This window comes from Paracoccus albus (genome assembly GCF_027913035.1).
GTDB classification, from domain to species: domain Bacteria; phylum Pseudomonadota; class Alphaproteobacteria; order Rhodobacterales; family Rhodobacteraceae; genus Paracoccus; species Paracoccus albus.
Window position 1 is genome coordinate 1,529,534 of sequence record NZ_CP115775.1, and the last position, 12,569, is coordinate 1,542,102.

12 protein-coding genes are annotated in these 12,569 nt (G+C 60.4%); 8 read left to right on the forward strand and 4 right to left on the reverse strand.

The window, feature by feature from the left end; translation table 11 throughout:
* Positions 1–122: 122 nt before the first annotated feature.
* Genes PAF20_RS07580 through PAF20_RS07595 form a run of 4 tightly spaced genes read left to right on the forward strand, consistent with a single transcriptional unit; the run spans position 123 to position 3,845 of the window.
* On the forward strand, positions 123–1,376 hold the full coding sequence (locus PAF20_RS07580; RefSeq protein ID WP_434802946.1) for an imelysin family protein: 1,254 nt from the start codon (positions 123–125) through the stop codon (positions 1,374–1,376).
* A gap of 36 nt (positions 1,377–1,412) precedes the next feature.
* Positions 1,413–1,667: a (2Fe-2S)-binding protein gene (locus PAF20_RS07585; protein ID WP_271073098.1), complete on the forward strand. Its 255-nt coding sequence runs from the start codon at positions 1,413–1,415 to the stop codon at positions 1,665–1,667.
* A 15-nt stretch (positions 1,668–1,682) separates the two neighbouring features.
* Entirely contained in the window at positions 1,683–2,168 is a 486-nt protein-coding gene (gene bfr / locus PAF20_RS07590; RefSeq protein ID WP_271073099.1) for a bacterioferritin, read from the forward strand.
* A 60-nt stretch (positions 2,169–2,228) separates the two neighbouring features.
* A complete protein-coding gene (locus tag PAF20_RS07595; RefSeq protein WP_271073100.1) occupies positions 2,229–3,845 on the forward strand; it encodes a di-heme oxidoreductase family protein in 1,617 nt (538 codons plus the stop codon).
* 50 nt (positions 3,846–3,895) lie between these two features.
* Here the strand turns inward: PAF20_RS07595 and PAF20_RS07600 are convergent, their stop codons facing one another.
* Positions 3,896–7,339 (reverse strand): pyruvate carboxylase, encoded by a 3,444-nt coding sequence (locus tag PAF20_RS07600; RefSeq protein WP_271073101.1) that lies wholly within the window; start codon positions 7,337–7,339, stop codon positions 3,896–3,898.
* Positions 7,340–7,449: 110 nt separating this feature from the next.
* Positions 7,450–8,235, reverse strand: coding sequence for an exodeoxyribonuclease III (gene xth / locus PAF20_RS07605; RefSeq protein WP_271073276.1), 786 nt, complete (start codon positions 8,233–8,235; stop codon positions 7,450–7,452).
* A gap of 77 nt (positions 8,236–8,312) precedes the next feature.
* Between xth and PAF20_RS07610 the strand changes: the two genes are divergently transcribed.
* A complete protein-coding gene (locus PAF20_RS07610) occupies positions 8,313–8,687 on the forward strand; it encodes a hypothetical protein (RefSeq protein ID WP_271073102.1) in 375 nt (124 codons plus the stop codon).
* Positions 8,688–8,735: 48 nt separating this feature from the next.
* Here the strand turns inward: PAF20_RS07610 and PAF20_RS07615 are convergent, their stop codons facing one another.
* Positions 8,736–9,062 (reverse strand): HesB/IscA family protein, encoded by a 327-nt coding sequence (locus tag PAF20_RS07615; protein ID WP_271073103.1) that lies wholly within the window; start codon positions 9,060–9,062, stop codon positions 8,736–8,738.
* A gap of 69 nt (positions 9,063–9,131) precedes the next feature.
* Here PAF20_RS07615 and PAF20_RS07620 point away from each other — a divergent pair, with 69 nt between their 5' ends.
* Positions 9,132–10,280, forward strand: a complete 1,149-nt coding sequence (locus PAF20_RS07620; RefSeq protein WP_271073104.1) for a deoxyguanosinetriphosphate triphosphohydrolase — start codon at positions 9,132–9,134, stop codon at positions 10,278–10,280.
* Between the two features lie 17 nt (positions 10,281–10,297).
* On the opposite strand, the gene PAF20_RS07625 is transcribed toward PAF20_RS07620, so the two are convergent.
* On the reverse strand, positions 10,298–11,191 hold the full coding sequence (locus PAF20_RS07625) for a DMT family transporter (protein ID WP_271073105.1): 894 nt from the start codon (positions 11,189–11,191) through the stop codon (positions 10,298–10,300).
* Positions 11,192–11,277: 86 nt separating this feature from the next.
* Here PAF20_RS07625 and PAF20_RS07630 point away from each other — a divergent pair, with 86 nt between their 5' ends.
* Both PAF20_RS07630 and PAF20_RS07635 read left to right on the forward strand, forming a co-directional pair.
* Entirely contained in the window at positions 11,278–11,700 is a 423-nt protein-coding gene (locus tag PAF20_RS07630; RefSeq protein WP_271073106.1) for an OsmC family protein, read from the forward strand.
* A complete protein-coding gene (locus PAF20_RS07635) occupies positions 11,697–12,551 on the forward strand; it encodes a transglutaminase-like domain-containing protein (RefSeq protein ID WP_271073107.1) in 855 nt (284 codons plus the stop codon). The genes PAF20_RS07630 and PAF20_RS07635 overlap by 4 nt, the downstream gene beginning before the upstream one ends.
* Positions 12,552–12,569 lie beyond the last annotated feature (18 nt).

A 12,569-nucleotide genomic window follows, 5' to 3' on the forward strand; every position in this document is an offset into this window, starting at 1 on the left:
TTCAACGCCGGATTTCCTTGCCAAGGGCAGGCAAGAACCCCAAATCTGACAAAAATGCTTTGACAATCAGACGCTCGTCTGATGAAAACACTAGGGAATATCGACCGGGCCAAGGAGTTCCCATGCTGCGCCAGACCATGACCGCCATTTCACTCGCGATGCTGGCCTCTGCCGCACATGCTGCCACGCCCGAAGAGGTTGTGGCGAATTACGCGGATATCGCCGAGGCGGCCTATGGTGACAGCCTGACGACCGCGCGGGCGCTGCGTGACGCAATCGGCGATCTGATCGAGAACCCTTCCGAGGAAACGCTGATGGCCGCGAAAACCGCCTGGACCGTCGCCCGCGCCCCGTATCAGCAAACCGAAGCCTACCGTTTTGGCAATGCCATCGTCGATGACTGGGAAGGCCGTGTGAACGCATGGCCCCTGGACGAAGGGCTGATCGACTATGTGGCCGAGGATACGCCTTCGGCTGAAGATAATGAACTGGCGCAGCTGAACGTGATCGCCACCCCGTCGCTTGAACTGGGCAGTGAAACGCTGGACGCCGCCGAAATCACGCCCGATACCATCCGTGCCCTGCACGAGGCTGGCGGGATCGAGGCCAACGTTGCCTCTGGTTATCACGCCATCGAGTTTCTGCTTTGGGGTCAGGATCTGAACGGGACGGGCCCCGGCGCGGGTGAGCGTCCCTTTACCGACTACGCGACCGGCGAGGCCTGCACGGGCGAAAATTGCGACCGTCGCGGCGCTTATCTGGTGGCTGCCGCCGATCTGCTGATCAGCGATCTGGAAGAGATGGTCGCCAATTGGGAAGAAGGCGGAGAGGCTCGCACCGCCGTCACCACTGATGCGCAGGCGGGGCTGAATGCAATGCTGACCGGCATGGGCAGCCTGTCCTATGGTGAGCAGGCAGGAGAGCGCATGAAGCTTGGCCTTATGCTGAACGACCCCGAGGAAGAACATGATTGCTTCTCGGACCAGACGCATCTCAGCCACTATTATGACGGGCTGGGCATCCAGAACGTTTATCTCGGCCGCTACACCCGCACCGATGGCAGCGAAGTCACCGGACCGTCCCTTTCCGAGCTGGTTGCAGAGGCTGATCCCGCGGTGGATGAGGCGCTGAAAGCCGATCTTGATGCGACCATGACGGCGCTGACCGAATTGCGCGACAAGGCCGAAGCGGGCACCGCCTATGATCAGATGCTTGCACCCGGCAATACCGAGGGTGAGGCGATCATTACCGCCGCCGTCGACGCCCTTGTCGCACAAACGCAAGAGATCGAGCGGGCCGTGGCCGCACTGGGCCTGAACAGCATCGCATTCGAAGGTTCAGACAGCCTCGACAACCCCGACGCCGTCTTTGAATAACTTTCATTAACCCTAGGAAAACCAAGGTTTTTTGTCATGATTGTTTGTCATTGCAACCAGATAACGGATCGCGATATTCGTGCTGCGGTCGACTGGATGCGGGCATCTGATCCTGCTACCATCGTCACGCCGGGCAAGGTCTATCACGCGCTCGGCAAGCGCGCCGATTGCGGCGGCTGCATGAAGTTGTTCGTCGCAGAAATGCGCGCGGCGGACGGATTTGCTGTTGGCGATGGTCTTCAACCTGTGCCTCCAGCTTTGACAGGCCTGCGCCGGAAGGTGACAGGCTGAACGAAAGGATGGCACATGAAGGGCGACGAAAAGGTTATTGAGTACCTTAACGCAGCTCTGAGATCGGAACTCACGGCGGTCAGCCAGTACTGGTTGCATTATCGCCTGCAGGAAGACTGGGGTTATGGCAAGATTGCCGACAAATCCCGCGCTGAATCGATCGAGGAAATGAATCACGCCGACCGGCTGATCCAGCGGATCATCTTTCTGGAAGGGCACCCGAATCTGCAGAAGCTTGACCCGCTCAGGATCGGCCAGAACGTCAAGGAAACGATGGAAGCCGATCTTGCGGGCGAACATGACGCGCGCACCCTCTATATCGAGGCACGCGACCATTGCGAGAAGGTTGGGGACTATGTCTCTAAGATTCTGTTCGAAGATCTGATCTCGGACGAAGAGGGCCATATCGACTTCCTCGAAACGCAGATCGCGCTGCATGACGAGATCGGCGCGCAGAACTTCGGTCTGCTGAACGCCAAACCTGCCAGCGAGGCAGAGTAAACCTTCCGGCGGGCGACGACAGCCGCCCGCCCTGTCCGAACCTGGTGTATTTTCAGTTGCATGTCTTACCCCTTCATATCGCCGATCATCTTTAAAGGCGGTATTGCGGGGTTGCTGAGTGCTGCGCTGATTGTATTTGCGTCCAATCCTTCAGCATCGCAGGAACCGACGGACGCCACCCGCGCCGCGCCGGAAGACCCGGAGGCGCCCGCAATCGCAGATTGGCAGACAGAGCCGCATCTGCAGATCGTGCCCCGGACCGCGGAAGAGTCCGCCCGCATCGCCGGGATCATGGCCCCCCCGAAAGATTTCTCAAAACCGGAAAAGTTTGAACAAAATCCCGCCGGGGCAGCGACGACGCGCTATATGGCTATCGCGGATGCCTTCTCGCAGTTTTCACCGAATATGCCCTTCACCAGCGAGATGGACTTCAAGCTTGGCAATGGCATTTTCCGCAAGCTCTGGATCGGTGCGCCGTCCTCGACCAAGGGCAGCGACGGGCTTGGCCCTCTGTATAATGCACGGGCCTGTCAGAACTGTCATATCAAGGACGGTCGCGGCCACATGCCCGAGGGGCCGGATGACAGCCGCGTATCGGCTTTTTTGCGCCTGTCGATCCCGGGTGGCGATCCGCAGCCCGCTATTCCGGACTACATCCCGACCAGCCCCGATCCAGTCTATGGCGGCCAACTTCAGGACCTTTCACTGGAAGGCTATCTGGCCGAGGCGCGGATGGGGATTAGCTGGACCGATATTCCGGTCATGCTTGCCGATGGCGAAACCGTTACGCTCCGCGCGCCTGAATATTCAGTCGATAACCCCGCCTATGATGCGCCGCATGATGGGTTGATGCTGTCCGCGCGCGTCGCCCCGCAGATGATCGGGCTGGGCCTGCTGGAGACAGTGCCGGTCACTGATATCCTTGAAAACGCTGATCCCGAAGATGCGGATGGCGATGGTATCTCGGGTCGCCCGCAGATTGTCTGGTCAACCGAATATGATCGTCCGATGCTGGGACGCTTTGGTCACAAGGCTGGAAATGCAACGATCCATGAGCAATCGGCATCGGCCTTTGCGGGGGATATGGGCCTGTCGACGCCAATGTTTCCTGATCCGTCTGGCGAATGCAGCGATGCACAGGCTGATTGCCGCCGCGCTCCGGCTGGTCAGGAACCGGGCATCCGCGACGGGCTGGAGGTCGATCAGGAAAGTCTGGATCTGGTGACGTTCTATTCACGCAACCTCGCCGTGCCAGAGCGGCGGAACATCGACGACCCGCAGGTGCTGCGCGGCAAGGAAATCGCCTATTCCATCGGCTGCACAAGCTGCCACAACCCGAAATTCGTCACCCATCGACTGATCGGGCAGCCAGAGCAGAGCTTTCAACTGATCTGGCCCTATACCGATATGCTGCTGCACGACATGGGCGAAGGACTGGCCGACAACCGTCCGGAAAGCCGCGCGACGGGCCAGGAATGGCGTACCGCGCCGCTATGGGGAATTTCCCTGAACAAGCAGGTGACCGGCGTCGAGAGCTATCTGCATGACGGTCGAGCCCGGACCTTGCTGGAGGCTATTCTTTGGCACGGGGGAGAGGCGCAGGCATCGCGGGATGCCGTTATCTCGCTGCCTTCGGAAGACCGTAACGCCCTGCTCCGATGGCTTGAATCGCTGTAGCGCAGGCGGCACCCGAAGGCACCGCCCTGAATTGCCCCGCTGTCCTCGGCCTATTCCAGTTCGACCAACAGGTCTTTCGCGTCGATCTGCTGGCCGGGGCTGACATACACGGCTTTGATCGTACCGTCGCGGTCGGCGTGTATCGCGGTTTCCATCTTCATCGCCTCGATGGTCAGCAGCATGTCGCCCGCCTTGACCACCTGCCCGACCGTCGCCGCGACCGAGGCCACGACACCCGGCATCGGCGCTCCGATATGCGCCTCATTCGTCGGATCAGCCTTTGGCGCGGCAGCAGAGGCCGCACCCTCTGCCCGGTTCGGCACGCGGATATTGCGCGGCTGGCCGTTCAGTTCGAAAAAGACCTTCACCTCGCCCTTCTCATCGGTTTCACCGATGGCCTGCAGACGAATTTCCAGCGTCTTTCCGGGGTCGATCTCGACACTGATCTGGTCGCCCTGCTCCATTCCGTAGAAGAAGTTGCGCGTCGGCAGCGTGCGGACGGGGCCATAGGTGCGGTGGCGGCCCATGTAATCCAGAAAGACTTTCGGATACATGAGATAGCCGTTCAGGTCCTCATCATCGACCTTCATGCCTTCAAGCTGCTGTGACAGATCGGCACGCGTCGCCTCCAGATCGACCGGCTTCATCGCGGCACCGGGGCGTGATGTTGTCGGTTTTTCGCCTTTCAGCACCTTCTTTTGCAGCGCTTCTGGCCATCCGCCGGGCGGCTGGCCCAGATTACCGCGCATCATGTCGATCACGGAATCGGGGAAAGCGACATCGACCTTCGGATCCTCGACCTGAGCGCGGGTCAGACCCTGAGACACCATCATCAGCGCCATATCGCCAACCACCTTCGACGAGGGCGTCACCTTCACGATATCGCCGAACATCTGGTTCACATCGGCATAAGCCTGCGCGACCTCATGCCAGCGATCTTCCAACCCGAGAGAGCGCGCCTGCGCCTTGAGGTTGGTGAACTGACCGCCTGGCATTTCGTGAAGATAGACCTCTGACGCCGGGGCTTGCAGGCCGGATTCGAAGGCAGCGTAATCCTCACGCACGCGCTCCCAATAGTTAGAGATCTCGCGAACCGCATCGATATCCAGCCCGGTGTCACGCTCGGTCCCTTCCATCGCTTCGACGACAGAGCCGAGCGTGGGCTGGCTGGTATTGCCCGAAAGCGCATCCATCGCGCCGTCAACAATATCCACCCCGGCCTCGGCCGCGGCCAGATAGGACGCGCCCCCCATGCCCGAGGTATCATGCGTATGGAAGTGGATCGGAAGCCCGACCTCTTCCTTCAGCGCAGTCACCAGCTTGCGGGCGGCGGCCGGTTTCAGAAGCCCCGCCATATCCTTCAGCCCAAGGATATGCGCGCCGGCATCGCGCAGCTCTTTTCCCATGGAAACATAATATTGCAGGTCATACTTCGCACGATCCGCGTCGAGAATATTGCCGGTATAGCAGATCGCAGCCTCACAGATCTTGCCGCTGTCGATCACGGAATCCATGGCGACGCGCATATTCTCAACCCAGTTCAGGCTGTCGAAGACGCGGAACACATCGACCCCGGATTCGGCAGCCTGTTTCACGAAAGCCTGCACCACATTATCGGGGTAATTCGTATAACCCACCCCGTTCGAGGCACGCAGCAGCATCTGGGTCAGCAGGTTCGGCATCCGCGCGCGGATATCGCGCAGACGCTGCCACGGACATTCCTGCAAGAATCGGTAAGCCACGTCAAAGGTCGCCCCGCCCCAGCATTCGACGCTGAAAAGCTGCGGCAGGTTGGCGGCATAGGCAGGCGCCACCCGGATCATATCGATGGAGCGCATACGCGTGGCCAGCAGCGACTGATGCCCGTCGCGCATGGCGGTATCGGTCATCAGAAGACGCGGCTGCGCGGCGACCCAGTCAGCAACGGCCTGCGCGCCCTTTTCTTCCAGCAGCTGCCGAGTTCCCGCGGGCGGCGGCGAGATGCGCGGTTTCGGCGCGACGGCTGGCCTGACCTCTGCCGGGGGCGCGGCGCGGCCTGCGGTTTCGGGGTGACCGTTCACGGTAATGTCGGCCAGGTAGGTCAGGATTTTCGTGGCCCTGTCCTGACGCTGGCGGAACTCGAACAATTCGGGTGTCGTGTCGATGAACTTGGTGGTGTATTCATCCGACAGGAAGGTCGGATGTTTCAGCAGGTTGATGACGAAATCAATATTCGTGCTGACGCCGCGCACACGGAACTCGCGCAGCGCCCTGTCCATGCGACGGATTGCCTGATCGGGTGTCTGCGCCCATGCTGTTACCTTCACCAGAAGTGAATCGTAGAAGCGCGTAATCACCCCGCCGGCATAGGCCGTGCCGCCATCCAGACGAATGCCCATGCCCGTGGCCGAGCGATAGGCCGTAATACGCCCGTAATCCGGGATGAAGTTGTTCTGCGGATCCTCTGTCGTCACCCGGCATTGCAGCGCATGACCCGACAGAGTGACCTGATCCTGCGACGGAACACCTGTTGCTTCCGCCAGAGTCGCACCCTCGGCGACCTTGATCTGGGCCTGAACGATGTCGATACCCGTCACCTCTTCGGTGACGGTATGTTCGACCTGAACGCGCGGATTGACCTCGATGAAATAGAACTTGTCGCTGTCCATATCCATCAGGAACTCGACCGTACCCGCCGCCTGATAGCCGACCGCCTGCCCGATCTTCAGGGCAAGGGCGCAGACCTCTTCGCGCTGCGCATCGGTCAGGTAAGGCGCGGGGGCGCGTTCCACCACTTTCTGATTGCGGCGCTGCACGGTGCAGTCACGTTCGTACAGGTGATACAGACCGCCATGGGTATCACCCAGCAACTGCACCTCGACATGGCGGGCGCGGGTGATCATCTTTTCCAGATAGCCCTCGCCATTGCCGAACGCGGCCTCGGCCTCGCGACGGCCTTCGCGGACCTTCTCGACCAGCTCATCGGGGCCGTTGATCGGGCGCATCCCGCGCCCGCCGCCGCCCCATGACGCCTTCAGCATCAGGGGATAGCCGATCTCGGCGGCTTCGGCCTTGATGGCATCGAAATCCTCGCCCAGAACCTCGGTTGCGGGGATGACCGGCACGCCCGCATCAATCGCCACGCGACGGGCGCTTGCCTTGTCGCCAAGCGCGCGCATGGTTTCGGCCTTGGGACCGATGAAGACGATGCCGGCATCGGCGCAGGCATCGACCAGCTCGGGGTTCTCGGACAACAGGCCATAGCCCGGATGGATCGCATCCGCACCGCTTTCCTTCGCGACCCGGATAATCTCATCAATGGACAGATAAGCCGCTACCGGACCGAGGCCCTCACCAATCCGATAAGCCTCATCCGCCTTGAAGCGGTGCAGTCCCAGCTTGTCTTCCTCGGCATAGACGGCGACGGTCTTCTTGCCCAGTTCGTTGGCGGCGCGCATGACCCGGATGGCAATCTCGCCACGATTGGCCACTAGGATCTTGTTTATCTCACGCATGATATTCCCCCGAGTTTCAGCGCCCGATTTTCTGCAACTGCGAAATCATTACCCAACGAAATCGCATTGTAAACGCGCGATGACGGCGTTTATCTCTGCCAGAACTTTTCCTATGCCGCCAGATCAACCCAGACCGGGACGTGGTCCGAGGGTTTCTCACCGGCGCGAACCTCTTTATCCACACCACAGGACTGAACAATATCAGCAGCTTGCGGCGATAACATCAGGTGATCTATGCGGATCCCGTTATCGCGCCGCCACGCGCCGCCCTGAAAATCCCAGAAAGTGAACGGCCCGCGCTGCCCGAATGGATCGGCATTGCGCAAAGCATCGGTCCAGCCCTGCGCTGCGATGCGGCGAAACGCGGCGCGGCTTTCGGGCAGGAACAGCGCATCCTTGACCCATTCCCCCGGCTCTGCCGCGTCGCGCGGCTGCGGGATAATGTTGAAATCGCCCAGCATCACCACCGGCATTTCCAGTTCCAGAAGTTCCGCCGCACGAAGGCGCAGACGCTCCATCCACGCCAGCTTATAATCGTATTTCGGACCCGGTGCCGGGTTGCCGTTGGGCAGATAAAGGCCCGCGACCCGAACCGCGTGATCGCCCACCACAGTCGCCTCTATATAGCGGGCCTGTTCGTCCGCATCGTCGCCGGGCAGGCCGCGAGTTACGTCCTCTAGCGGCAGTTTCGAAAGTATCGCAACGCCGTTGAAGCTCTTCTGGCCATGGGTTTCCACATTATAACCCATCTCTTCGAAATGTTCTGCAGGGAATCCGTCATCCACGGTTTTGATTTCCTGCAGGACAACCAGATCGGGCTGCGCGGCGGTAAGCCAATCGCTGAGCGCGGAAATCCGGGCTTTGATCCCGTTGATATTGAAGCTGGCAATTTTCATGCGCGGCATCATGTGTCGGACAGCCGCAATTGGCAAGGCGCGGGTGAGTGCTTATCTTGCATTGGCAGAGGTTTGATATGCGCTTTCTTCCAGTCATCATACTTCTGATCGCGGCCCTGCCTGCCGCCGCGGATGAACAGCGTCCAAAGGCGGGGCTTTTGTGGAAGCAAACCGACCTGCCTGCGACCTTGCCCTTGCAGGTGCAGACCGCGCCGGATGCGGATCATGTCGTTTTCCTGACGGACCCGGATGCGAGGGAATCCGTGATGGCCGGCTTTGTCCGGGGTGGTGAGTTCTTTCGCCTGCTGGTCCCGCCGGGTGAATGGCAGGTCAGCATCGCATCGGGCAAATACTGGCGAGGAAAGGATGATCTGTTCGGCCCAGATACTCGCTGGACAGAACTGACCGAACCTCTGACTTTTCGGGCCGGTGCGGCGACTATGAACGGCTAAAACCGCAGCGCGGAAGTCCACGCCTGCATTCGGTCCTGTGTGACTAGCTCAGATCGAGAAGGAGGTCCCGCAGCCACAGGATGAGGCGGCATTCGGGTTTTCAATGGTGAAACGCGCCCCGATCAACTCGTCCGCAAAATCGATAACAGCGCCTTCAAGAAACGGCAGCGACACCGGATCGACCAGCACGCGCTGACCATTGCCTTCCAGGATCAGATCATCGTCGGCCGGCGCGTCCAGCCGGATGTCATATTGAAACCCCGAACAGCCGCCGCCTTCCACCGCAACACGCAGGGCCTGCGGTGCATCGGCACCGTTATTGATTTCAGCCAGCCGCGCAAAGGCGCGTTCGGTCACAGAAGGGGGCAGGTTCATGGGGCGTTCCCGTTTCGCTTGTCTTCCTCAGAATATAGGGTTTGCCCTGTATCGCTGCAAGGAACCCGCATGACCGCGCCATATGCTTGTCATCCCGAAGACAGTCGCGGCCGGCTTTATTCGGAGAGCCTGTCCAGCTTCCGCTCGCCCTGGCAGCGGGACCGCGACCGGATCATTCATTCCAGTGCCTTCCGTCGGTTGAAGCACAAGACACAGGTTTTCGTCGAGCAGGAAGGCGATGCCTATCGTGGCGATTATTTCCGCACCCGCCTGACCCACACGATTGAGGTCGCGCAGGTCGCGCGCACCATCGCAGGCGCGTTGGATCTGAACACCGATCTGGCCGAAGCCGTGGCGCTTGCCCATGATCTGGGTCACCCGCCCTTTGGCCATACCGGCGAAGATGCGCTGTCGGCCCTGATGGAACCCTATGGCGGGTTTGACCACAACGCACAGGCCCTGCGCATCGTGACCCGGCTGGAGCGTCACTATGCCGGTTTCGACGGGCTGAACCTGACATGGGAAACGCTGGAAGGGATCGCCAAACATAACGGCCCCGTCGCGCCGCCCCTGCCCTATGCACTGGCAGAGGTGAATGCCGATTGGGATCTCGACCTGCATACAAATGCCAGTGCCGAGGCACAGGTTGCCGCAGTCGCTGATGACATCGCCTATAACCATCACGACCTGCATGACGGTCTGCGCGCCGAACTGTTCAGCGAAACGGACCTTGCGGAACTGCCCGTCGTCGGTCCTGCCTTTGCCGAGGTCGATGAGCGTCACCCGGACCTTGAGCCCAGCCGCCGCCGGCATGAGGCGTTGCGTCGTGTATTTGGCGTGATGGTCGAGGATGTGATTGCCGTGGCGCAGAACCGTCTGGCGTCGCTTCAGCCGACATCTGTGGACGAGATCCGGCAGATGGAGGGGCCGATCATCCGCTTTTCCAAGCCACTTTATCAGAACCTGAAGGCGATCAAATCCTTTCTGTTCACCCGCATGTATCGCGCGCCCTCGGTCGTAGATGAGCGCAAGCTGGTCACAGCCATGCTGGACGAGTTGTTCCCCCTGTTCATGTCAAACCCGGAAATGCTGCCCGAACATTGGCGGCCCGAAGCCCTGGCAGCGACCGAAACCGAACGCGCGCGGATCGTTCTGGACTATGTGGCAGGTATGACCGACCGCTATGCTATGGCGGAATGGGAGCGGCTCTGCGGCTAGGCGCTGCCTTCGCGCGCTTATCTCAAGAAGATCAACGCCATGCCGATAACGGCGATCAGCGCCCCGGCCCAGCTTGTTGCACTTGGACGCGAGCCGGTGATGATCCACAGACCGGGCAGGATAAAGACGGGCGAAAGCGCCGACAGGGTCGACACAATGCCCACCTTCCCGCCCTCCAAAGCGTAAAGCATCAGCGACATCCCGATCGCCATTGCCACAATCCCAGATCCCGCGAGCAGTAAGAACAAGGGCAGGTTCAGCCTACCTTTGGGCTTCACCTGCTGGATGGGCATCGCCGACAGGATCGTCAGGCAGGCCGCTGCCGTCCCCACCCGGATCAGACTGCCGGTGAAAGGATCGAAGCCCTGCTGCATCACGGGCCGGGCAATCAGCGAGCCGATGGCCTGCGCCAGTGCCGCAAACAGGCCCAGCAGAATACCGATCCAGATTTTACCGCGCACGGCCTCGAAACTGTGGCTGCCGCTTGCGCCCGGTCTGCCCAGCACGGCCAGGCCCACGCCGCCCGCACATAGCATGACACCCAACCACCCAATCCCGCTTAGCTGTTCTCCCAGCACGGCCCAGCCAAGAATAGCAGCAATCGGCGCGTTGAGCGCAAACAGGGCCCCTGCCCGACGCGGCCCCATGCGGCTGACGGCGACGAACAGAACGGTGTCGCCCATGAAGATGCCGATCAGGCCCGAAAGGATCAGTGGCCAAACCTGCGCCGACGACGCCCCGTGCCACAAGCCGCCCACCAGGACGATGATCGCAAGGACAAGCGCGGTGAAGCTTTGCCGGTAAGTGTTGAATGCGAATGGCCCCAATCGGGTCAGGGGCGGTGTCACCATCAACCCTGTCGCTGCCCAACAAATAGCCGCACCGATGGCAGCAAGCTCATAAACGGGCAAAACGGCGCCTCCACAACATAACTTTTGTCGATTCCGTGAACTTACGCTCGATGGGCGCGTTGTTTCGCCAACTACAGGAGGACGACATGATTACCAAGACCGGTTCCGCAAAATGGCAGGGTGGCATCAAGGACGGCAAGGGCGAAGTTTCGACCGAGTCGGGCGCCTTGTCCTCGCAACCCTATGGTTTCAACACCCGCTTCGAAGGTCAGGCCGGCACGAATCCGGAGGAATTGATTGGCGCTGCCCATGCGGCGTGCTTTTCAATGGCACTGTCCAAGGCACTTGGTGATGCAGGCGTGACCGATGTGACGATTGAAACGACATCGGCCATCTCGCTGGACAAAGAGGGTGAAGGCTTCGCGGTCAAGAAAGCTGCGCTGACCTCGACCGTAACAGGCAATGGCGACAAATCCGCGATTGAGTCCGCGGCAAACGGCGCCAAGGAAAACTGCCCGATCTCTAAGCTGCTGAATACGGAAATCACGCTGGATCTGACCATATCATGATGTATATCCGCTACGGCTACGACATCACGATCGAAGGTGACGGTCCGCTGTCGATGCTGTTGCAGATGTCGGTCCGGCCCGAAAGGCAGCTGGACCTGCGGGGGGTCGAGGAATTCTCGACCGACCCCGGCGTCGCCTATTCGACCTTCGTCGACGATTTCGGCAATTTCTGCCGCAGGCTTTCGGCCCCGGCCGGTCAGTTCCGTATGCGGCAGACCGCGTTGATCGCCGACAGCGGTCTGCCAGAGCCGGAGTTCCACGAGGCCCGGGAAATGCCGATTGAGGCGTTGCCGGACGATGTGCTGCAATTCCTGCTGCCTTCGCGCTATTGTGACTCTGATCTGCTGATGCAGCAGGCTTGGGATCTGTTCGGTCAAGTGCCGGCGGGGTGGGGTCGCGTGCAGGCAATTATGGATTGGGTGCATGACCACATTACCTTCAACTACCAGGATGCCGATGCGACACGCACGGCACATGACGCCTTCGAACAGCGCAAGGGCGTTTGCCGCGACTTCGCGCATCTGGCCATTGCGCTGTGCCGCGCACTGAATATTCCGGCACGCTATGTGAACGGCTATTTGGGTGATTTCGGCATCCCTGCGCCGCCCGACCCGATGGATTTCGCGGCATCCGTGCAGGTCTATCTGTCCGGTCGCTGGTGGGATTTCGACCCGCGCAATAATATGCGCCGGATTGGCCGCCTGCCGGTCGGCTATGGACGCGATGCCACCGATGTGGCATTGATTTCCAGCTTCGGCCTGCACCGTCTGGTGAATTTCACCGTTATTACCGAAGAGATCGACGAGGACGGCAATGTCGTGCCGCCCAAGAAGAAAGAAGCGGCAGAGTAAATCACGCTGCGTCTGAGT

Excerpts from the sequence above, each read along its gene's own strand:
- PAF20_RS07580 (WP_434802946.1), top strand. The coding sequence starts at position 123 with ATGCTGCGCCAGACCATGACCGCCATTTCACTCGCGATGCTGGCCTCT.
- PAF20_RS07585 (WP_271073098.1), top strand. The coding sequence starts at position 1,413 with ATGATTGTTTGTCATTGCAACCAGATAACGGATCGCGATATTCGTGCT.
- bfr (WP_271073099.1), top strand. The coding sequence starts at position 1,683 with ATGAAGGGCGACGAAAAGGTTATTGAGTACCTTAACGCAGCTCTGAGA.
- PAF20_RS07595 (WP_271073100.1), top strand. The coding sequence starts at position 2,229 with ATGTCTTACCCCTTCATATCGCCGATCATCTTTAAAGGCGGTATTGCG.
- PAF20_RS07600 (WP_271073101.1), bottom strand. The coding sequence starts at position 7,339 with ATGCGTGAGATAAACAAGATCCTAGTGGCCAATCGTGGCGAGATTGCC.
- xth (WP_271073276.1), bottom strand. The coding sequence starts at position 8,235 with ATGAAAATTGCCAGCTTCAATATCAACGGGATCAAAGCCCGGATTTCC.
- PAF20_RS07610 (WP_271073102.1), top strand. The coding sequence starts at position 8,313 with ATGCGCTTTCTTCCAGTCATCATACTTCTGATCGCGGCCCTGCCTGCC.
- PAF20_RS07615 (WP_271073103.1), bottom strand. The coding sequence starts at position 9,062 with ATGAACCTGCCCCCTTCTGTGACCGAACGCGCCTTTGCGCGGCTGGCT.
- PAF20_RS07620 (WP_271073104.1), top strand. The coding sequence starts at position 9,132 with ATGACCGCGCCATATGCTTGTCATCCCGAAGACAGTCGCGGCCGGCTT.
- PAF20_RS07630 (WP_271073106.1), top strand. The coding sequence starts at position 11,278 with ATGATTACCAAGACCGGTTCCGCAAAATGGCAGGGTGGCATCAAGGAC.
- PAF20_RS07635 (WP_271073107.1), top strand. The coding sequence starts at position 11,697 with ATGATGTATATCCGCTACGGCTACGACATCACGATCGAAGGTGACGGT.